A 21,687-nucleotide genomic window follows, 5' to 3' on the forward strand; every position below is an offset into this window, starting at 1 on the left:
TCTCAGATCGAGAGAGATGAGGGATGGGAATGCGTTTTCGGCGCCTGCAACAGACTCGGCGCCGCTTCGAGCAGCGTGCGCGTATAGTCCTGCGTTGGATTGGAAAGGACCTGGCTGCCGGGTCCGAATTCGACGACCTTGCCGTGGCGCATCACCGCAATATCGTCGGCGATGTAGCGCACCGTCTGGATGTCATGGGAGATGAACACCATGCCCAGGCCCAGCTCGCGCTTGAGGTCCTGCAACAGGTTCAAAATCTGCGCCCGCACCGAAACGTCGAGCGCCGAAGTCGGCTCGTCGGCGACGATCACCTCGGGCTCCAGCGCCAGCGCGCGGGCAATGGCGACGCGCTGTCTTTGCCCGCCGGAAAGCTGCGCCGGAATGGCATCGAGCACCGATTGCGGCAGGCCCACCAGCCCGACAAGCTCGGCCACCCGTGCCCGCCGGCTGGCCGCATTGCCAATGCCATGCACTTCCAGCGGATCGGTCAGCGCATCGCGCACCAGCATGCGCGCATTGAGCGCCGTCGCCGGGTCCTGAAACACCACCGACACGACCCGCCCGATACGCTTCCGCGTCGCCGCATCGAAACGGCGGACGACCTCGCCGCCAAACAACACCTGCCCAGCACTCGGCTCGATCAGCCCGACCAGCACTTTCGCCGCGGTCGACTTGCCCGATCCGGACTCGCCCACGATCCCCAGTGTCTGCCCCCGGTGCACCGAGAAAGAAACCGTATCCACGCCACGCAAAACCTGCGGCCTGAACAGCGACAAGCGGGTGCGAAAATCGACGGAAACTTCACGCAGTTCAATGACGGGCGTGCTCATCGGCCTGCCTCCAGCGCTGCGACCGCTTCATCCTCGGGATGAGCCGCATAAAAATGCGTAGTACCCGCCACCTGCCGCATGATCGGCGTCACCCCGGCATTGTGCGCGGGATCAGACGAACGCGGCGCAAACCGGTCGCCCTTGGGAAACTCGCGCGGCGACGGCACGACGCCCCGGATCTGATGCAGGCGCGACGCCCCCGCCTCGATGCTGAGCACAGCGCCGAGCAGGCCCCGCGTATATTCGTGGATCGGCTGGGTAAGGATATCCCGGCTACTGCCCTGCTCCACCAATTGCCCCGCATACATCACCGCAATGCGGTGCGAGATTTCGGCCACCAGCGCCAGATCGTGCGACACGAACAGCATGGCAAAGCCCAGTTCCTCGCGCAGCCGATTGAGCAGTTCCACCACCTGCTTCTGCACGGTCACATCGAGCGCCGTCGTCGGCTCATCGGCAATGACCAGTTTCGGGTTCCGCGTCAGCGCCATGGCGATCAGCACACGCTGCCGCTGCCCGCCCGAAAGTTCATGCGGATAGGAGTTCAGCGTCCGCTTGGGATCGAGCCCCACCAGTTCCAACAGGTCCTCGGCACTGCGCGTCCCGCCGCGTGAGGTGAGTTGCTTCATCTGCGAACGGATCAGCATGGCCGGGTTCAGCGACGACAGCGCATCCTGATAGATCATGGCAATGCCCTTGCCGCGCAGCCCATTGCGCTGCCGCTCGGTCATTGTAAGCAGGTTCTGGCCCTCAAAAAGAATCTCGCCCGAGATCTTCGCCCGCGGATCGAGCAGCCCCATGATGGCAAGCGAAGTAATCGACTTGCCGCACCCGGACTCGCCCACCAGCGCCATGGTTTCGCCCGGCCGCACGCTGAACGAAACATCGTCCACCACATTGACCGAGCCGTGCCGCGGAAACGCGATGCTGAGATTGCGCACTTCAAGTAGCGGCACCTCGCCACCGGCATAAACCAAACGATCCCCGCGCGCCCGCTCCATCTGGCGCAACTGCGCCAAGCGCTCATCTAGCGACACCACAGGCTCCGCCGAAACGGCAACATTCGGCGCCTCCGCCCGATCGATCGCAGCTTCCACCGCGGCCGCATTGACCTGCGCACGGCTCCGCGGCGCCGCCATGGCGTCGGTCATGCCTTCGGCCAGAATATTCAGCGCCAGTACTGTCGTCGTAATCAGCGCCCCGGAAAACAGCGTCGGCCACCAGCCGCCCGACATCACCAACTGCCGGCCGGAAGCCATCACGTTGCCCCAGGACGGTTCCGGGTCAGGCACACCGGCCTGAATGAACGACAGCGACGCCTCAAAGACGATCGCATCGGCCACGAGCACCGTAGCAAAGACCAGGATCGGCGCGAGACAGTTGCGCGCCACATGCTTGATGAGAATGCGCGGCGTCGATGCGCCCATCACCCGCACGGCCGCAACATAATCCTCGCCAAACTGGCCGATGATATTAGCCCGAATGACCCGCGTGAGCTGCGGCACATAGAGAAAGGCGATGGTCAAGACGAGCACCGGCAGCGATTGCCCGAACACCGTCACCAGCATCACCGCCAGGGCAATGCCCGGGAACGACATGACCATGTCGAGGCCGCGCATCAACACCTCGGCGACCCATTTATGCGCCGTCGCCGTAATGGCCCCCAGCACCGAAGCGGCCGATAGCGCCACCGCAGTCGCGGCGAGTCCAATCACCAGCGAAGATCCCGCACCATGCACGAGGCGCGAAAACACATCGCGCCCCTGCCGGTCGGTGCCGAACCAGTGCACCGCATCCGGCGCCGCCGGGCCGCGTGTCAGCCCCGTCGCCAGCGGATCAAACGGCGCAATGAGCGGCGCGAACACCGCCATCAGCGCGACCACAACCAGCAGGCCCAGCGCAATCTTCGACGTTAGCGGCAAATGCCGAAGCCCCGCCAGGCGCATGCCCGGCACGGAGAGTTTTTGAGTGGTCTCGATCCTCATCATTAGATCGTCCTGATGCGCGGATTGACCAGCACATAGAGCAGGTCGACGACGACATTGATCACGACAAAGGCAAGCGCCACGGTGAGCGTCACGCCCTGCACCAGATTGGGCTCGTTATTCGTCACGCCGTTCATGATCAGCATGCCCATCCCATTGATATTGAAGATGATCTCGATCACTACGGCGCCACCCATGAGGTAGCCGATCCGCAGGCCCAGCACGGTAATCGGGGTAATCAACGCATTGCGCAGCACATTGCGCCCAACGACCACATAGCGCGGAATGCCCGCCCCCAGCGCCGTGCGCACATAGTCGCGGTCAAGTTCCTCGACAACCGCCGTGCGGACCACCCGCGAAAGCTGCCCAATGACCGGCACCGCCAGCGCCACCGCCGGCAACAGCATGCGCAAGAACCAGCCGCCGAAATCCTCGGTCAGCACAGGCAGCTTGCCGGACGTCGGCAGCATGGAAAAAATCCCGACCTTGTTGCCCAGCAACTGGATCAGCAGCACCGCCAGCCAGAACGACGGCGTCGAGAGCGAGGCGATCGAGAGCATGCGGATCACCTGATCCGGCCACCGATCGCGATAGATCGCCGCCACGACGCCCAACACCAGCGACCCGGCCACCGCAAAGATCAGCCCCAGAAAAGTAAGCTGCAGCGTCACCGGAAAGGCCCGCGCCACCTCGTCGATCACAGGCAATTGCCGCGCCGAATAGGTCCCGAGATCGAAATGGGCCAGCCCCGTCACAAAGCGCGCATAGCGGGTGAGCAGCGGATCATCGAGCCCATGTTCAAGCCGATATTCCTGCCGCGCCTCGATGGACGCCCCCTCGCCCAGGGCCGTAATGGCCGGGTCGATCTTGGAAAACGACATGACGAAGAAAACGAGAAAGGTGATCCCGAGGATCATGAGCGGCAGTTGCACAAGGCGCCGCCCGATCAGGTTGAGCACATTTGACATATTGGCTGGCCCGCTTTGCGAATTGCGATTGGCAGAAGGCCGCCTGGGCACCGGGGGAGAACAACCAGCGCCCAGGCAGATCGGCGTCTATTCCTTGACGCCAACGCCGAGGAAGGAGAGCCCGGTGGTCGGCACCGGGGCAAAGCCTTCAAGCTCGTCGGCATTCCATGCCGTCGGCAACTGGCGGTGCAGTAGTGGATAGAGCGGCACTTCTTCGGAAAGCAGATCGAACGCCTCGTTCCACTTGGCCTGCTGCTCATCGCCCGACAGGCGCTGCGCCTCGTCGAGAAGTGCTGTCAGCCTCTTGTACCCTTCGCTTTCCGACCAGCGATAGCGCGTGGTCGGCCAGACATTGTCGCCATACCACCACTGCATCAAGATATCGGGGTCATTGCCGAACACCGATGGATCGCCCGGGGCAATCATCACCTGCATCTCGCCGGCATCGACCTTGCCATATTGGCCACCCGACTGCCCGATATCGAGCGTCGTATTGAACCCGACCTGATCGAGGGATTCCTTGATGATCGGCACCACGTCCTTGACCCAGCCGTGGTCGGTGCTCATCAGCGTGATGTCGAGCGTCGGCGTACCGGCTTCTGCCAGAAGCGCCTTGGCCTTTTCCGGATCGTAGTCATAGACCACCGCGGCTTCGTGGTAGTTCGGATGCGTCGCCGGCAGGAACGAGGTTGCGGCCACCGCATTGTCGAGCATGCCGGTACCGATGATCTTGTCCATGTCGAGCGCATAGAAGAACGCCTGGCGCACACGCGCGTCGTCAAACGGCTCAGCCTGCGTATTAAACATCGCAAACAGCAGCCCGAAGGACTGGGCCTTTTCAAGCGTCGAAGTGGCAGCCACCGCATCGACGTCGATATAGGGGACGTCTTCGATGGCCATCACCGTACCCGAGGAGAGCGCATTGACGCGCGCACTGGGGTCGGCAATCAGGTTCCAGACCATGTCCTTGGCCAGAGCCGGACGCGGACCGGTATAGGCGTCGTTGCGCTCGAAAACGATCTGCGCTTCCGGCGTCGCTGAAACCAGCTTGTATGGACCCGAACCGATCGGCAACTTGCCGAAAGCATCGGCGTCCGCCTCGACGGCCGCCTTGGGCACGATCTTGACCGAACCCAGACGCTCGTTGAACAGCGAGAACGGGAATTTCGTAGTGATTTTTACCGTGTCAGCCGACACAGCCTCGACGCTGTCCACGAAGGACACGAACGAGCGAAACAGCGACTTTGATTCCGGATCGAGCACGCGGTCGAACGAGAACACCACGTCATCAGCCGTCACCGGCGTACCATCGTGGAAAACCGCGCCATCGCGCAGCTTGATCGTGTAGGTAAGCCCATCTTCGCTGGCCGGCATTTCCGCAGCGAGCGCCGCATAAGGCTCGCGCGTCACCGGATCGAGGTCCACCAGGCCCTCGAACAGGTGCCAATTGACCGCGACAGTGACGGCGCCCGAAGCGCTCATCGGGTCGAAGGTACCCGACAACCCATAGGCAATTGCTGCCTGGATCGTCGCATCGGGATCGATGCCTTCCTGGGCATAAGCGCCCGCTCCTAGCATCCACATGGACGCAAATGCACCTGCCGCAAGGCAAAGCGCACGCCGTGAAATTCCAAAACCCTTGTTACGCATGGTCATACCCTCCAGTTGACATCAGACGTCTGATGTCTTCTAGAGAATAGCTAAGCCGTGCGCAACCCCTCTTGTTTCGCTGGGCCAAACCGCCAAAAGTGGAGCACAGCCGTGGGGAGACAATTGAAGGATTCGGGGATGAACGGTCCTGCCGAGCTGGCCAGTAGTGAATCTCGGATGCGCCGCAGCACCACCGCCGAAGAGATCAAGCGCTTGATTCTATTGCGGGGTCTCCATCCGGGCGACCCCATCCCGACGGAAACGGAGCTTTGCCAGGAGCTGGGTGTTTCCCGCTCCTCCGTGCGCGAAGCCATCCGCAACCTGGCGACCCTCGATATCGTCGAGGTGCGTCACGGCACGGGCACCGTTGTTGGCCAGATGAGTCTGGCCCCGCTCGTTGAAACTCTCGTATTTCGCGGCGTGCTCTCGCCCGGCGACGATCTCGCGGCCCTCCGCGACGTCGTCGACCTGCGCCGATCCCTCGATCTGGCGCTGACGGACGATGTAGTGAAAGCCCATTCCGGGCAGGTCGACGAGGAGATTCCCCGTCTCGTCGATCAGATGTTGACCAGCGCCGAAAACGGCAAGGCCTTTCTCTACGAAGACCGCCAGTTCCACACGAGACTCCTCGCCCCGCTCAAGAACCAGCTTGCCGGCCAGCTCGTCGCCGCTTTCTGGGATATTCACACCGCGGTGCTGCCGCGGCTCGACCTGGCTTTGCCCGCCGATCTCAGGCAAACCGCCAAAGCCCATAGCGACATGTACGCCGCCGCAAGATCAGGCGATCGCGACGCCTATCGCAAGGCCGTGGTGGACCACTACCAGCCCCTCTTGCGCATGCTCAAAAGCCGCTCGGAAGGCGGGCGCGGTTAACTGCTGCGAATTCCGCAGCACCCACCTTCACCCCAACCACTGAACGTCATCCTCGGGCTTGACCCGAGGACACTTCACTTGCTCACGGCCCAGCAAGTGCAAAGCCCTCGGGTCAAGCCCGAGGGTGACGATCTGCGGGAGCGATGGCTTGAGTTGAGGGACAGCCCCCTAAATCTCCACCTCAACCGCCTCATCGAACTGCCACAGCACACCATCCTCGGCGCTCTCGGCCTTCCACATGATCATGCAGAACTGCGCCGCTTGATCGAGAACCGTCAGCCCCGCGTGCCACACATCCTGCCCGATGCAGATCGCATCCTCGGGCCCGGCGACAAATGCCAGCGCCCTACCCAAATCCGGCTCGCCCGTGGCAGTCTTGGGCGCCACGAGAATGAGCCAGCGCCCAGCCTTGATCGGCACAAAACTCTGCGTCGAATGCGGATGCCGCTCGAGCGCGGCAACACGCACCGCCCCGTTCACCGGCTGCGGACAGAGAATCGTAAAGGCATGCGCTCCCGGCACGTCGCCCTTTTCCATCACCTCGGGAAAAGCCCGCGCCTTGCCATCTGCGGCGTGAAGCACGGTTGCATAGGGAGCGAGCGCCGCGGCATCGACCGGCCGTGCCTTGAGAACGAGAGTCATAACAAGTCCTAGTTGAGACGTTTGAAACCGGCGTGGCAGATCGGGCCACGCAAAAGCGAACCGACATCGCGTCCTGCCTCGCACTCCGCAATGAGGGCAAAGACGGGATCGAGCGCGTCGAAATAGCCATCGACGATATCGGGCGTATGAGCGAGGCAGGTATAGACGCTGGTGGCAGCCAGATAGCCCTTGTCGAGCATTTCCTGGCTGATCAGCGTCTTGTAGGAGGCAGCATTCGCGCCCTTGAACGCAAACCCCGTCAGCCCCGGCAGGCCCGACGTCGAAATCTCTAGCCCGTGCCGGGTCGCCAACTCCCGCCAGCGCTGGGTGATATCAACGCCGATCCCGGTGATGACCTCCCAGGACTGCGTCTGTGCCATCACATCAAGCGTCGCCAATGCCGCTGCCGAGCCAATCCGCTCGGTCCAGAAGGTCGAACTGATAAAGCTGTTCTGCGCCGCTTCCATCACCTCGCGGCGGCCAATCACGGCCGTCACCGCATAGCCATTGCCCAGCGCCTTGCCGAACACGGCCATATCGGGATCGACACCATAAAGCTTGTGCAGCCCGCCAAAACTCTGGCGAAAGCCGGACGTGCACTCGTCAAAAATGAGCACGATGCCATTGGCGGTCGCCAGCTCGCGCACCTTGTTGAGGAAGTCCGGCGACGGATCAAACGTCCGCGCCACCTCCATCATGATCACGCCGATCTTGCCCGTCGAGATCAGCGCCTCAAGCGCCGCAATATCGTTGAAGCCGAACGGAAAGACGGTCCCACGCAGGTTCCGCGGCACGCCCTGCGGATCGAGCCCCGGCAAGAGATGCCCCGCAAGGCTGTCGTCTTCCCCCAGATTGGACGCCAGATACCAGTCGTGCCAGCCATGGTAGCCGCATATGGCGACGCCATCCCGCCCCGAGGCCGCCCGCGCAATGCGAATCGCGACTGCATTGGCCTCCCCGCCCGTCCGCGCAAAGCGCGCCATATCGGCCCATGGATGCAGCGCCACTAGCCGTTCGGCCAGTTCCACTTCTTCCGGCGCGTTGAGCGTCGACATATTGCCGCGCACGACCGTCGTGACCACCGCCGCATCGACCCGCTCATCGCCATAGCCGAGTGTATTGGCGCCCACGCCCATGATCGTCATGTCGATCAGTTCGCGCCCGTCGAGATCCCAGATCCGGCAGCCCTTGGCCTTGCTGAAATAGGCCGGCCATTGCTCCGGCAGGAACATTTCCGGGCGTTTCGACAGCAGCATATTTCCGCCCGGTATCAGCCGCTTGGCCTTGTTCCAGAGTTCCTGACCCGCCCCCACGAAATCCTCCCTTGCGCTTTGGTTATATTGTTATCAGTGTAACATGATAGTTCAAGGCAAAATGGGAGCACCGCCATGTACGATTTCACGTCCACAGATCTCGACCAGCGCATCTGGGCGGAGGAGCTGGACGGTTTCGTACCCGATCGCGTCTTCGACGTGCACACCCACATCTATCGCTGGGCCTTCAACCTCAATCCCGACAAGGAGACAGGCCCCTACGCCCCCAGCATCGGCCGCTATTTCCCAGAGGTGACGACCAAACTCGCCGACGAAATCGACGCCGCTCTCCTGCCCGGCCGACGGGTCGAACGCCTGGCATTCCCCTTCCCTTTTGCCGGTCAATGCGACTTCGATGGCTCCAACACTTACGTCGCCAATGAAACCGCCAGGAGCGCAGATTCCGCCGCCCTGATGCTGGTCCATCCCGGCATGAGCGAGACCGAAATCCTCGCCAAGCTTAAGCGCACCGGCGCCATTGGCCTCAAACCCTACTTGGTCTACGCGACCAATGCCGACCGCGCGGAAGCCGGGATCACCGACTTCCTCCCCGAGCACCAGATCGCCCTGGCCGATCGTCTGGGTCTCATCGTCATGATGCATCTCTCCAAGCGCCGAGCGATTTCGGACCCCGACAACATCTCGGAAATGCTGCGCCTCAGCGAGAAATACCCGCGCGTGCGCTGGATTCTCGCCCATTGCGCCCGCTCCTATTCCGCCTGGGCCATCGAGAAAGCCGCGGCGAACCTGCGAGGCCTGCCCAATGTCTGGTACGACACCTCCACCGTCTGCGAAGCCGATGCCCTCGACGCGCTCTACAACGGCGTCGGCATCGATCGCGTCATGTACGGCAGCGACGACATGATCGGCCCCATGCGCGGCAAGTACATCGCCTTCGGCTTTGCCTGGGCCTTTCTCTCGGAAACCAATCACCAGCTTTCGCTTGGCCATTGCGATCCCCGCATGACCTACATCCGCTACGAGCAATTGCGCGCCATGAAGCGCGGCGCCCGCCAATTGGGCCTCAGCCCCGCTCAACGCGAAGCCCTCTTCCACGACACGGCCCGTGGCCTCGTTGATGCGGCGCGAACCGACGTCCGCGCCGCTCTGGCGTAGGGTGTGTGGGTAGCAGGTCAGGGCTGAGCGAAAACGGTAATTTTCGAGAACCGGACCGGAGCGTACGTTCGGTACGCGAGGACCGGAAGCGCAGAAAAGTGCCGTTTGCAGCCAGACATCACCTGCTTCACCGCATGCCCTAAATCGCGTCGAGGAAATTGACGCCGGTCAGGCCACGTTCCGTCTTGAAAGCACGGAACTCGTCCTTGAGCTTTTCTTCCTCGGCCTCGGTGTAGAAATTGCCGAACGGCTTGCGGCAATAGCCGGCATCTGCCCCCTGCCAGGCCATGGCTCGCTTGATCGCGGCAATCGGGTTGCGCGCCAGCGTGAAGAAGATCACGGCATTGCCCACTTCCTGCAGCGCCTTGGCCTTTTCCATATCGCCCGCCGCCACCGCCGCATTCAGCGCCAGATAAACCTCGGGAATGGAATTATAGAAACTGCCGATAATGCCGTCGGCGCCAAAGGCGAGGCCGGACATGGCCATCTCGTCGGCGCCCGAATAGATGATGAAATCCGTCCCGATCTCGGCCTTGATCCGCATGATCTCGTGATGCGTCGTCGCGGTATATTTGATGCCCTCGACACCGGGAATATCGGCCAGCTTCTTGATCAGGTCGAAGCCAAACAATCCCGCCAGCGGCACGTTATAGGCGCACATCGGCAGCCCGGTCGAAGCGGTGATGTCGGTATAGTAGGAAACGATCTGGTCCTGCGAGAAACCCCAATAAAAGGGCGGCACCGAAGAGAGCGCATCCGCCCCCACCTTCTCGGCGTGCTTGGCCAGATCAATGGAAAGGTTCGTGCTGATCGCCCCGATGTGAGCAATCACCGGCACCCGGCCCTTCACCTCATCCGTCACCACCTCAAGCGCCCGCTTGCGCTCTTCGGGCGACATCATGAAAGCCTCGCCGGTGCTGCCGGTCACATAGAGCCCATCGACCCCCCGGTTGATAAGAAAGTCGACGACAGCGCGCATGCGCCCCTCGTCAAAATTCTCGTTCTCGTCGAACGGGGTAACAAGCGCGGGCAACACGCCCTTGATCTGGGAAAGTGCGGACAATTCCGTCTCCGGGTTGAAAGGTCAGGCCGAAAGAGCGGCGGGCTCTTCCGTCGCCTCCGGCAAATCGATGAGATGGCAGGCGGCAAAATGCTCGTGCCCGCCGGTGTGATAGCGCTTGAGCGGCGGCACCACGGACTTGCAGACATCCTTTGCGTAGCGGCAGCGCGGATGAAACGGACACCCCGAAGGCGGATTGACCGGGCTCGGCACGTCGCCCTGCAGGACAATGCGCTCGCTCTTCTTGTCGAGGTCAGCCACCGGAATGGCCGATAGCAGCGCCTCGGTATAGGGATGGAGGTTATTGGCAAAAAGATCCTCGGAGCGACACAGCTCCACGACCTTCCCGAGATACATCACCGCCACCCGGTCGCAGATATATTCGGTGACCGACAGGTCATGCGTGATGAAGATATAGGTGAGCTTGCGCTCATCCTTGAGCTTCATCAAAAGCTGCAAAACCTGCGCCTGGATCGACACATCGAGCGCCGACACCGCCTCGTCGCAAACGATCAGCTCCGGCTCGATGCTCAGCGCCCGCGCAATACCGATGCGCTGCCGCTGCCCGCCCGAAAACTCATGCGGATAGCGATCCATATATTCGCGCCGCATGTTCACCGCTTCGAGCAGGTCGCCGATGATTTTTCGGCGTTCCTCCCGCGACTTCACCCCATACTTCTTCAGCGGATCTTCTAGCGATCCAAAGATCGTAAAGGCCGGATTGAGCGAGGAATGCGGGTCCTGAAAGACGATCTGCAGGCGCTTCCGAAACGGCACCAACCCCGCATTGTCGAGCTTGGTCAGGTCCGATTCCTCGTCCTGCGGCGAGCGATAGACGATCTCGCCCTCGGTCGAGCGCACCAGTTGCAAAATGGTCTTGCCCAGCGTGGTCTTGCCACAGCCGCTCTCACCCACGAGTCCCAGCACTTCGCCACGATAGACATCGATATCGACGCCATCGACGGCCCGCACATGGCCCACCGTACGCTTGAACACGCCCGCCTTGACCGGGAAATGCGCCTTCACCCCGCGCAGGCGCAGGATAACGTCCTTGTTCTCAGCCATTGGGGACCAGCTCCTTGTAGCGCCAGCACATGACCCGATGGGTCGGCGTAATACGGGTTTCTTCGGGCATGGTCTGGCACTGCGCCACCGCGAAGTCGCAGCGGTCGGCAAACTGGCAGCCCTTGGGGCGGTTGAGCGGATCGGGCGTCGAGCCGCGAATGGCCTTGATGTCCTGATTCCGGCCCTTGCCGAGCACCGGCACCGAGGCGAGCAGCGCCTTGGTATAGGGATGGGTCGGCTGGCGCAGCACCTCGTCAACCGTGCCCGCTTCGACGATATTGCCCATATACATCACGGCCACATCGTCAGCCAGTTCAGCCACCACGCCCATGTCATGGGTGATCAGCATGATCCCCGTGCCATGCTCGCGCTTGAGTTTGTCCATCAGCTCAAAGATCTGGGCCTGGATGGTCACATCGAGCGCCGTCGTCGGCTCGTCGGCAATTAGCACCTTTGGGCTGCACGCCATGGCCATTGCGATCATGGCGCGCTGCCGCATGCCGCCCGAATAGCGGTGCGGAAAATCGTTCACACGCTTTTCCGGCAGGGCGATGCCCATTTCCTTGAGCAGCGAAATCGCCTTCTGATGCGCTGCCCGCCCCACCATCTTCATGTGGTATCTGAGGCTTTCCTTGATCTGGAAACCCACCGAATAAACCGGGTTCAGCGCCGTCATCGGGTCCTGGAAGATCATGGCGATCTCGGCCCCGCGAATGCGTCGCATATGCCGCCCGTTCTTTTCGAGCGCATGGAGCGGAATGTCGCCGCGGTCGGCGTGATAGATGATCTCGCCCTGCTCGATCCGCGACAGCGTCGGCAAAAGCTGCATGATCGAGGCAGCGGTCACGGATTTCCCGCAGCCGCTCTCCCCCACGATGCACAGCGTCTTGCCCTTCTTGATATCGAAGGACACCCCGTTGAGGGCCTTGTTGCAGCGGTTGTTGGTATAAAAGAACGTCTTGAGATCGCGCACGCTGATGGCGATGTCTTGAGTAGCGGTCATCGCATCACCCCTGCTGGCTCGGATCGGTCGCATCGCGCAGACCATCGCCGATGAAATTGACGCTCAGCACGAAGAGCGAAATCACCGCGCCCACCGGTAGCCAGATCCACCAATTGGTCTGCAGCACACGAATGTCCTGCGCCACATTGAGAATATTGCCCCAGGTCGGAATCGAGAGCGGCACGCCAAGCCCGAGAAAGCTCAGCCCTGCCTCCTGCAGGATGAAGGCCGCCGTCGAGAGCGTGATATTGACCATGATCGGTCCCAGCGCATTGGGCAGCATGTGCTTGTAGGCGATCAGCGGCCGGCTGAGCCCAAAACTGCGCAGCGCCAGCACATATTCTTCTTCGCGGAGGCTCAGCATGCGGGCCCGCGCCATGCGGTAAATGCCGCCCCAGCCGGTAAGCGTAAAAATCAGCATCAGGTTGAGCAGCGACTGGCCCAAAATGGAGACCAGCATCAGCACGAGAATGATCTGCGGAAACGACATGAAGATTTCCGAGACACGCATAGCCAGCGCATCAAGCCACCCGCCTACATAGCCGGTATAGACGCCGATCAACACGCCGATGATGGCGGCGAGAACGGCGCTGCCGAGACCGACCAGAATGGAGATGCGGCCGCCATAGAGCACGCGGGCAAAAAGGTCGCGCCCGGTCCGGTCGGTGCCGAACCAGTGCTCCCAGCTTGGCGCCTGCAGCATGCCGCGCAAGTCGATCTTGTTTGGATCATAAGGCGTCAGCAGCGGCGCGAAGACCGATGCGAAAATGATGATGGCAAAGACAACGAGCCCAAAGACGGCGAGCCGATTGTTGAGGAATTTCTTGACCGCACGGGAGCCACCACCGGACTTGGCAAGACCGGCCTCTTCGCGGGCGCGAATACGGTCAAACTGGGCATCGAGACGGGTGCGGCGGCGTGTGTTCGGGTAGTTGGGGCCTGACATGGACTATTCTCCCAGCCGCACGCGCGGATCGATCACCGCGGTCAGAATATCGACGATGAGGCTGGCGACGAGCACCGCCATGACCGAGAGCAGTGCGATGGTCATCACCACCGGATAGTCCTGCGAGCGGACGGCCGAGATGAATTCATTTCCGATGCCCGGCCACTGAAAGACCTGCTCGATGATCACCGAACCGCCGATGAGAACCGGCAGGCGGAACCCGATCAAAACGACAACCGGCGTCAGCGCCACGCGAAAGCCGTGCAGCAGGTTGACCCGCCATTCCGGCAGCCCCTTCGAACGTGCGGTCTTGATGAAGTCGCGGCTCAACGCGTCGAGCATCGACGAGCGCGCATAGCGCATCACACCCGCCGTCAGCATGATTGAGAGCACCATGGCCGGCATGACCATATGCGGCAGCCTGTCCCAGAGCGTGACATAGCCCGGCATGGAACGCCCGCCGACCGGAAACCACCCCAGGTTCAGCGCGAAGATCGAAATGGCCACGAGACCGAAAAAGAATTCGGGGATCGACACGCCCAGCATGCCGATCACGGTGAGCGCGCTGTCGGTCTTGCTGCCGCGTTTGAGCGCACTGACGACGCCAAGGAGGCTGCCGATGACAGTCGAAAACACCAGCGCCACCGCCGCCAGTTCCAGCGTCGCCGGCAGGCGCGTGGCGATGATATTGGAAATGGGCACGCCGCCACTCATCGAGTAGCCGAAATTACCCTGCACAAGGTTGGTGAACCACGACCAGAACCGCACATGAAATGGCTGCCCGAGCCCCAGCGATTGACGCAGGGCCTCGAGCTGGGCCGGATTCATGCTGCCCGCGGCATCGGGATTGATCATGTGGGAGACAGCGTCTCCCGGCGTGAGTTCAAGTCCCAGATAGACCAGGAAGCAGATGACAAAAGCCATCGGGATCAGGATCAGGACGCGCCTGATGATGTAGGTCAGCATGGTGTCTGGCCAATCCCCGTCGATAAAAGGAAAAAAGCCGTGGGAGCATCGGCATCGCTGCCAATGCCCCCACAGTCAGGGTCAGTTCGTCGGATGCGGGAACTGGTTGATCCAGAGCATGCGGGTATAGGGAATGTCGATCGGGTGGACATTCATATAGTCGAGGGCTTCGAGGCCCGGCACGTCACCGGCCGCCTTGGTGTAGCCGAAGTCGGCCTTCTGTGCCTGGGCGTTGACCAGGAGGTTGCCATCATTGTCGCTCGAAGGACGGGCGATGATCTGTTCGATCTTCGGCGTGCCCTTGTGATAGCCCTCGAAGGGAACGAGCGTGGTGTAGTCGTTCATCACCACTTCGTCGATCTTGAACGGGCCCGAGCCAATCGGCTTCTGCCAATAGGGCGCCTGCTGCAGCGTCACCGGATCCACGCCTTCGAAATACTTGGCGGGGAGCGGTGCGAACTGGCTGAAGCTCAGGAGCACATTGGGGTCGAGCGTCGAAAACTTGACGGTCACCGTATTGCCCTCGGCCGTGACGCCTGCCAGCGTTTCGGCCTCGCCCTTGATGAAGGCATCGGCGCCTTCGATCTTCTTGAGCGTCGACTGCACCACCGGATGGGTAACCGGGAACTTTGCTGCCGCGCCGATCGACCAGACGACGTCTGCCGCCGTGATCGGCTCGCCATCATGCCAGGTCAGACCCTCCTTGAGCGTGAATGTAAAAGTCAGACCGTCTTCGCTGATCTCATAGGTGTCGGCCATTTCGCCGCCGATCGGGGTCAGAGAACCATCGGCTTCGAGCACGGTGTCGAAGGCGAACTTGTTGGCGACCCAGATACCGAGATTCTGCCACGGCACTTCGAAGAACTGTGCCGGGCCGGCATTGGTGTACATCACCGCCTTGCCCGACGCATCGGGATCCACGGTCCAGTTCTCGACGCCCCAGTTGTAGTTATATTGCTCGTTGCCATAAGGCGCGTCGTTGCGGTGCAAACGATCGCTCTCATATGTATAGAGCTGCTGGTAATAGAGCGGGATCTGGGTGACGTTCTCGTTGATGTAGTGCTCCATCTCGAAGTAGCCCTCGCGCTGCACTTCGGGATCGGTCGTACCATTGACCTTGGCAACCAGCTCATTCATCCGCGGAATGTTCGGGATCATCGGCTTGAGGCCATAGGCGTAGCGGTTGAAATATTCTTGCAGGGCCAGGGCGGCACGGGCGCCATAAAGGAAGTCCCAGGTCACCTTGGACGGACCGTTCACCGGATCATCCGGCACCACGGAAATCTGCGAGGCCACATCGCCCTCGACGAGGCGATAGTTCACGATGATGCCGACATCGGCGAGATAGGCCTGCAACGCGGCCATCAGGTCGGCGGTCGCCTGGTCGGTATAATAGTAGACCATGTCGAGCTCACGGCTCGAATCCCAACCGGCTTCGGCGAGCAGCGCACGGGCCTTGTCCGGGTCATAGTCATAGTGGATGAGGTCGGTGGGCTTGTTGGGACCATCCGGTAGCATGCCGATGGCGCGAACTGCCTGGCCTTCGAAGATGGTCTCGATGATTGTGTCCATGTCGATGGCATAAGCAATGGCCTTGCGCACGCGCGGATCGGACAATGGATTTTCATTGATCGGCTGCGCGAGGGCATGACCGATCGCGGTCGTCGACATCAGCGCGGCAAGGCCGACAGCGATGAGTTTCTTAAATTGCATCTGCGTTCCCCTGTTCTGAAACTTGTTCAATGGGTCCGGGCCGAATCCCCACTCGGTGACGCCGGACGATGGCGGTCTCCACACCGCTCGTAGTCAGTTGTTCTGGCTCAAACCTCCGGGTCTTGATTGCTGTCCTCGAGTGGGGTCAGCACGTGATTGACGTAGATCGCGTAATTGCGCGTCAGGTGTTTCGTCAGGATGGTCACGGCCGCCTCCGCGTCATGCGCGATGATGGCCTGGACCACGCCCTTGTGTTCGTCATTGCTGCGGCGATTGTGGCTCACGACATCGCGCGGCCCCGGCCGCGACATCATCAGCCCGCCCACGAAAGCATCGTGCAGCGCCACGAAGATCGGATTGCCCGGCACCTCGGCCAGCGCCCGATGAAATTCCACGTCGGCAATACGGAAAGCCGGCAGGTCGTCGAGCGCCTTGTCACCCCGCTCGATGGCTGCAACCATCTTGCCAATCTGGGCCGCCGTCGCCGATTGCGCCGCGTAGCGGGCCAGGCTCGTTTCAAGAAAGAGCCGCGCCTGCTCCATATGCGCGCCACCTTCAGTGCCGCGGAAAAACAGCCGCGACGCCGCCGAAATACTGCCCAGGAGCTGCGTCAGCGTCGGATAAGCGACCCGCGGCCGAAATCCCTTGCGCAATTCCACCAGCCGCATGGCCTCGAGACGCTTTACGGCCTCGCGGATCGTCGTCCGGCCTACGCCGAAGCGATCGCAAAGGTCGCGTTCGGAAGGGAGCATCGCCCCTACTTCCAGAATCCCGCCATGCACTTCCTCTGCCAGCATGCTGGCGATCTCCGCCGCCCCCAAAGTCACCGCTTCCTCCTCCTGGTCGCGCACCATACGCAACCACGATCCGGAATTTGGTGTCAAATTTTGCATATTTGGTCGACCAAACTTGCTATAAGCATTGAAGTAATTGGGCTTTGGCGCGTCGGGAGAGGCTGTTTTCGACATAATTGACGGCCCTCCTGGAAAATTTGTTTCACAAAATTGCTTCTTTGGCAGCCAATTCGAAAGATCGTTCTATCTTTCTCGGTCATTTCAGGCCAACTCCGTCGTTTTGCCTCGAAAACCGTTATTGACACCTTAAGCTATCTCATTAACATAACAACATAGTTTTTTGAGGTGTCAAGCGGCATTCATCATTCGCTTGATCGAGGGATGGGGACGGGATGAAGAGGGTTCTTGTTATCGGCAGCGGCGGCATCGGCCGCCGGCATCTGCGCGGCTATACGGCAACGGGGCGCGCCAGCCTGTCCATCGTCGAGCCGCATGCCGAGCGGCGCGCCGAGGCCGAGACCATGTTCTCCCTCGCCGGCAGCTATGCCGATCTCGACGAGGCCGATCTCTCGTCTTTCGATCTCGCCGTCATCTGCGCACCCGCACACCTGCATGTGCCGCTGATGCTCAAATGCGCCGCGGCAAAGCTCCCCTTCATGGTCGAAAAACCCCTCGCCGTGACCATAGATGGCGTCGATGCGGCGCTCGAAGCCGTCGAAAACGCCGGCATCCTTGCCAGGGTTGGCTATATCCGCCGCATCGCCCCCGAAGTGCTAGCAGTCCGTCAGCAAATCCATGACGGAAAGATCGGCGCGTTAAAGCTCGCCTACGTCAATTCCTCGCAGGAATTTCCAAAGTACCGCCCCGACTTCCAGCGCACCTATTATGCCCGTCCCGAGATGGGCGGCGGCGCCATTCTCGATGCCGCCAGCCACACTTTCGATATGCTGATCTGGCTCATGGGCAAGCCCGTCGCCGTCGGCGCCATGTACGATCGTCTGGTTCTTGAAGGCACCGAAACCGAGGATACCTGCCTCGTAAACATCTGTTTCGAAAACGGCGCCATGGCCAATGTCACCATCAACCAGTTCCAGAAACCCAATATAAATCAGGCTTCTTTCATCGGCACATCGGGCAATCTCTTCCTCGAACATTCCGTCCTCAGCTTTGCCGATGACGACAGCGGCCAGTGGAAAGACCGCCACGACTACATGGACGGCCTCGTCCCGACTGAAGCCCATCAGGCCCGCTTCACCATTCAGGCCACCGCCATGCTCGACGCGCTCGAAGGCAAACCCTGCCATCTCGCGACCCTCGGCGAAGCCCGCCAGAACCTCCAGATCGCCCTTGCCGCCAAAAAGTCCTGGCAAGACCGCGTCATCGTCTCGATAACCCGCTGAGGCCAAACATGTTTTCTCTTGAAGGCCGCAGCGTCCTCGTCACCGGTGGCGCCGGCTATCTTGGCACTCCTGTCTGCCTGTTGCTCAAGGCCCAAGGCGCCAATGTCATCATCACCGACCGCGACATGGAGCGTCTCGAAATCGCCCGCACCACCGTCGCCAACGCTCCAGGCAACGGCGGCGTCGCCACACTGCCCCTCGACATGTCAGACGAAGCCTCGATCCTCGCCTGCGTCGACGGCGCCGCCATGGCCTTCGGCAATCTCTCCGGCCTCATCGCCGCCACCGCCTTCAATTCCGGCAAGACGTTTGATGCGCTCGATGCTGATACCTTCGACCTCGCCAATCGCATCAACCTGACCGGCACCTTTCTCCTGGCCCGCGCCGCAGCAGGCAAGATGGCACCCGGCGGCGCCATGGTTCTCTACTCGTCCATGTACGGCGTCGTCTCGCCCGATCCAAAAAACTACCCCGGCAAGATGGCGCCCAACGCCATCGAATATGGCGTTGGCAAAGCCGGCCTCAACCAGATGGTCCGCTACATGGCCGGGCATTACGGCCCGAAAAATATCCGCGTCAACGCGCTCTATCCCGGCCCCTTCCCACACGCCGCCGTGCAGGAAACCCATCCCGATTTCATCGCCAATCTCGAAGCCGAAACCATGCTGGGCCGCATCGGCCGCCAGCATGAAACGGCCGGCGCCGCTGTATTCCTCGTTTCCGATGCTGCCTCCTACATAACCGGCCAGGTGCTGGGCGTGGATGGTGGCTGGACCGCCTGGTGACCTCCATGACTTTTCCCTTCGCCGACCGCCCGATCCGCCTCGCCATGCTCGGCATGGTCGAGGGCAATGGCCATCCCTTTTCCTGGTCGATGATCATCAACGGCCGCTACGACGCCGAGGCGTTGAAGACCTGCCCCTATCCGGCGATCATCAACTATATCGGCAAACAGCCGCCCGAAACGCTTGGCATTCCCGGCGTCGAAGTCACCCACGTCTGGACCGACAATCCCGCCGAAGCCCTGCAAGTCGCCGCCGTTGCCAGGATCGCCAACGTCGTCACTCGCGCGGAGGACGTTATCGGCCAGGTCGATGCCGTCATCATAGCCACCGACAAGGGCTTTGAGCACGTCGAACGCGCCCGTCCTTTCGTCGAAGCAGGCCTGCCCGTCTTCGTCGACAAGCCCCTATGCGACAACCGCGCCGACCTCGATACATTCACGAACTGGGTCACCGAAGGCAAGCCGATCATCTCGTCCTCGGGCATGCGCTTTGCCAAGGAATTCGCGCCCTATCACGGCGCCACCCACGAATTCGGCCCTCTCCGCACGGTTTTCGCCACCATGGCCAAGAAGTGGGAGACCTACGGCATCCACGCGCTGGAATCGATCTATCCGATTGTCGGCCCCGGCTTCGTCTCCGTCCGCAATACCGGCACCTATGAGCGCAATGTCGTCCACCTCAAGCATTCCAAGGGCATCGACATCATCATCACCGTCACAGCCGACCAGATCGGCGGCTCGGGCTTCATCACCCTCGCCGGCACCGAGGGCGGCGTAACCCTCCGCAGCCAGGACACCTATACCGCCTTCAAGGCGCAGCTCGAAAGCTATGTCGGGTTCCTGCGCACCGGCGTTCCACCTGTGCCGTTCGCAGAGACGCGCGAACTGATGCAACTGGTGATCGCCGGCATAGAAAGCCGCGAGGCCGGCGGCGCTGAAATCCTGCTTTCCAGCTTCGGAGCCTGATCCATGGGCGTTCTCGATACTTTTTCCCTGAAGGGCAAAGTCGCTCTCTGCACCGGCGGCGCCGGCCTTTATGGCCGCCAGATCGTCGCCGCCCTCGCCGGAGCCGGCGCCACGACCTATCTCGCCGCCCGCGACCAGACCAAGCTCGAAGCCGTCGCCGCCGAGGAACGCGCAGCCGGCAATGACGTCACCGCCCTCTCGCTCGATCTCAGCTCCGACGCCTCCATCGAAGCCCTCCACAAGACCATTTTCGAGCGTAGCGGCCGCTGCGACGTGCTGGTCAACAATGCCGTGACCCGCTCGGCCACCGATGGCTGGGATCACGATCTCGAAGCCTATGACCGGAGCCTCCGCGTCAACGCCTCGGCCCTCTTCAAGATCACCTCGCTCTTCGGCAAGTCCATGGCCGCCAACAAGTGGGGCTCGATCATCAATATCGGCTCGATGATGGGCATGGTTGGCGTGGAAATGGGCAATTATGCCGGCACCGACATGAACCCCAATCCCTCGCCCATCTACTTCTACGAAAAGGGCGGCATGATCAATTTCACCCGCTGGGCCGCCAGCATTCTGGGCAAGGACAATGTCCGGGTGAATTGCCTCTCGCCCGGCGGGCTCTTTTCCAACCAGCCCGCACCCTTCGTGCAGAACTACTCCGATCGCACCCAGCTCGGCCGCATGGCCAATGAGACCGATCTCATGGGCGTCATCGTCTTCCTCGCTTCCGATGCCTCTGCCTACATCACCGGCACCAATATCCCGGTCGATGGCGGCTACACCGCAAAGTAACAGCCATGACCGAAAAGCAGCCCTATTCCGCCACCCCCGCCACCCAGCATCGCATGCGCAAGAGCCGTGTTTTGCGCACCATCGACGCTGGCGGCGTCGCTCGCGTGCTGAAGCTCAACACTTTTGACGCCAAGGTCGCCGAAATCTTCGCCCAGGCCCAGCCCGACGCGCTCTGGCTCTGCCAGGAGCACACCTCGGCCAGCCTCGAAGCCATCGAAAACCAGATTCGCGCCGCCAAAATCTACGACGTCGACAGCCTCGTTCGCGTCGCCCGCGGCAGTTATTCCGACTATGTCCGCCCCCTCGAAGCAGATGCCACCGGCCTCATCGTCCCCCATGTCATGGGCGCCGCCGATGCCCGCGCTGTCCGCGACATGACCAAGTTCGCCCCGCTCGGCCGCCGCGCCGTCGATGGCGGCAACAATGACGGCATGTTCACGCGGGTCGGCTTCCTCGATTATCTTCAAACCGCCAACAAGGAACGCTTCGTCTGCCACCAGATCGAAGACCCCGAGGCACTCGATGAAATCGAAGCCATCGCCGAAATCGACGGCGTCGACGCCCTCTTCTTCGGCCCCGGCGATTATTCCGTCCGCCTCGGCATTCCCGGCCAGATTCAGGCGCCCGAAATCATCAAGGTGCGTGAACGCGTCGCCGAAGTCGCCCGCAAGCACGGTAAGATCGCCGCCACCGTCGCCGGCAAGGCCAATGTGAAGGACTATGTCTCCATGGGCTACAACCTGCTCAGCGTCGGCGCCGACGTCGTGGCCCTCGCCACCTATGCCGACGACGTGCTTTCCGCATTCGACGCCATCTAGGACGGG

20 protein-coding genes are annotated in these 21,687 nt (G+C 61.6%); 7 read left to right on the forward strand and 13 right to left on the reverse strand.

The genetic code is table 11. The features are described 5' to 3' along the window. Nucleotides 1-2: 2 nt before the first annotated feature. The 4 genes from JP75_RS00655 to JP75_RS00670 form a co-directional block, all read right to left on the reverse strand. Entirely contained in the window at nt 3-830 is an 828-nt protein-coding gene (locus JP75_RS00655; protein ID WP_051960056.1) for an ABC transporter ATP-binding protein, read from the reverse strand. Beyond that, the gene (locus JP75_RS00660; protein ID WP_035077722.1) at nt 827-2,818 is read right to left on the reverse strand and encodes a dipeptide/oligopeptide/nickel ABC transporter permease/ATP-binding protein; all 1,992 of its coding nucleotides are present in this window, start codon (nt 2,816-2,818) and stop codon (nt 827-829) included. The genes JP75_RS00655 and JP75_RS00660 overlap by 4 nt, the downstream gene beginning before the upstream one ends. Further along, the gene (locus JP75_RS00665; protein WP_035077726.1) at nt 2,818-3,783 is read right to left on the reverse strand and encodes an ABC transporter permease; all 966 of its coding nucleotides are present in this window, start codon (nt 3,781-3,783) and stop codon (nt 2,818-2,820) included. The genes JP75_RS00660 and JP75_RS00665 overlap by 1 nt, the downstream gene beginning before the upstream one ends. Nucleotides 3,784-3,870: 87 nt before the next feature. Continuing rightward, entirely contained in the window at nt 3,871-5,367 is a 1,497-nt protein-coding gene (locus tag JP75_RS00670) for an ABC transporter substrate-binding protein (protein WP_051960058.1), read from the reverse strand. A gap of 204 nt (nt 5,368-5,571) precedes the next feature. On the opposite strand from JP75_RS00670, the gene JP75_RS00675 reads away from it, so the two are divergent. Next, on the forward strand, nt 5,572-6,306 hold the full coding sequence (locus JP75_RS00675; RefSeq protein WP_035077729.1) for a FadR/GntR family transcriptional regulator: 735 nt from the start codon (nt 5,572-5,574) through the stop codon (nt 6,304-6,306). 168 nt (nt 6,307-6,474) lie between these two features. Here JP75_RS00675 and JP75_RS00680 read toward each other — a convergent pair whose 3' ends face one another. Further along, complete coding sequence (locus JP75_RS00680; protein ID WP_051960062.1) at nt 6,475-6,948, reverse strand: ureidoglycolate lyase; 474 nt, start codon at nt 6,946-6,948, stop codon at nt 6,475-6,477. A gap of 8 nt (nt 6,949-6,956) precedes the next feature. Continuing rightward, complete coding sequence (locus JP75_RS00685; protein ID WP_035077732.1) at nt 6,957-8,261, reverse strand: aminotransferase class III-fold pyridoxal phosphate-dependent enzyme; 1,305 nt, start codon at nt 8,259-8,261, stop codon at nt 6,957-6,959. 75 nt (nt 8,262-8,336) lie between these two features. Between JP75_RS00685 and JP75_RS00690 the strand changes: the two genes are divergently transcribed. Continuing rightward, nucleotides 8,337-9,377, forward strand: coding sequence for an amidohydrolase family protein (locus JP75_RS00690; protein WP_035077735.1), 1,041 nt, complete (start codon nt 8,337-8,339; stop codon nt 9,375-9,377). A gap of 139 nt (nt 9,378-9,516) precedes the next feature. Here JP75_RS00690 and JP75_RS00695 read toward each other — a convergent pair whose 3' ends face one another. The 7 genes from JP75_RS00695 to JP75_RS00725 form a co-directional block, all read right to left on the reverse strand. Continuing rightward, a complete protein-coding gene (locus tag JP75_RS00695) occupies nt 9,517-10,440 on the reverse strand; it encodes a dihydrodipicolinate synthase family protein (protein ID WP_035077738.1) in 924 nt (307 codons plus the stop codon). Between the two features lie 21 nt (nt 10,441-10,461). After that, entirely contained in the window at nt 10,462-11,502 is a 1,041-nt protein-coding gene (locus JP75_RS00700) for an ABC transporter ATP-binding protein (RefSeq protein ID WP_035077741.1), read from the reverse strand. Beyond that, nucleotides 11,495-12,505 (reverse strand): ABC transporter ATP-binding protein, encoded by a 1,011-nt coding sequence (locus JP75_RS00705; protein WP_035077744.1) that lies wholly within the window; start codon nt 12,503-12,505, stop codon nt 11,495-11,497. Before JP75_RS00705 ends, JP75_RS00700 begins: the two co-directional genes overlap by 8 nt. A 4-nt stretch (nt 12,506-12,509) precedes the next feature. Then, nucleotides 12,510-13,451, reverse strand: a complete 942-nt coding sequence (locus JP75_RS00710) for an ABC transporter permease (protein WP_035077747.1) — start codon at nt 13,449-13,451, stop codon at nt 12,510-12,512. Nucleotides 13,452-13,454: 3 nt separating this feature from the next. Beyond that, entirely contained in the window at nt 13,455-14,417 is a 963-nt protein-coding gene (locus JP75_RS00715; protein ID WP_035077750.1) for an ABC transporter permease, read from the reverse strand. Nucleotides 14,418-14,498: 81 nt separating this feature from the next. Then, the gene (locus tag JP75_RS00720) at nt 14,499-16,130 is read right to left on the reverse strand and encodes an ABC transporter substrate-binding protein (RefSeq protein WP_035077753.1); all 1,632 of its coding nucleotides are present in this window, start codon (nt 16,128-16,130) and stop codon (nt 14,499-14,501) included. Nucleotides 16,131-16,237: 107 nt separating this feature from the next. Continuing rightward, nucleotides 16,238-16,984: an FCD domain-containing protein gene (locus JP75_RS00725; protein ID WP_051960064.1), complete on the reverse strand. Its 747-nt coding sequence runs from the start codon at nt 16,982-16,984 to the stop codon at nt 16,238-16,240. Between the two features lie 332 nt (nt 16,985-17,316). On the opposite strand from JP75_RS00725, the gene JP75_RS00730 reads away from it, so the two are divergent. From JP75_RS00730 to JP75_RS00750, 5 genes are read left to right on the forward strand one after another with little or no spacing between them, the layout of a single operon-like run. Beyond that, the gene (locus JP75_RS00730; protein ID WP_035077756.1) at nt 17,317-18,324 is read left to right on the forward strand and encodes a Gfo/Idh/MocA family protein; all 1,008 of its coding nucleotides are present in this window, start codon (nt 17,317-17,319) and stop codon (nt 18,322-18,324) included. Between the two features lie 8 nt (nt 18,325-18,332). Beyond that, complete coding sequence (locus JP75_RS00735) at nt 18,333-19,109, forward strand: SDR family NAD(P)-dependent oxidoreductase (RefSeq protein WP_035077759.1); 777 nt, start codon at nt 18,333-18,335, stop codon at nt 19,107-19,109. Nucleotides 19,110-19,114: 5 nt separating this feature from the next. Further along, entirely contained in the window at nt 19,115-20,074 is a 960-nt protein-coding gene (locus JP75_RS00740) for a Gfo/Idh/MocA family oxidoreductase (protein WP_035078435.1), read from the forward strand. Between the two features lie 3 nt (nt 20,075-20,077). After that, the gene (locus tag JP75_RS00745; protein WP_035077762.1) at nt 20,078-20,863 is read left to right on the forward strand and encodes an SDR family oxidoreductase; all 786 of its coding nucleotides are present in this window, start codon (nt 20,078-20,080) and stop codon (nt 20,861-20,863) included. Nucleotides 20,864-20,868: 5 nt separating this feature from the next. Continuing rightward, nucleotides 20,869-21,681: an HpcH/HpaI aldolase family protein gene (locus tag JP75_RS00750; protein WP_035077764.1), complete on the forward strand. Its 813-nt coding sequence runs from the start codon at nt 20,869-20,871 to the stop codon at nt 21,679-21,681. Nucleotides 21,682-21,687 lie beyond the last annotated feature (6 nt).

It is taken from the genome of Devosia riboflavina, assembly GCF_000743575.1.
GTDB classification, from domain to species: Bacteria; Pseudomonadota; Alphaproteobacteria; order Rhizobiales; family Devosiaceae; genus Devosia; species Devosia riboflavina.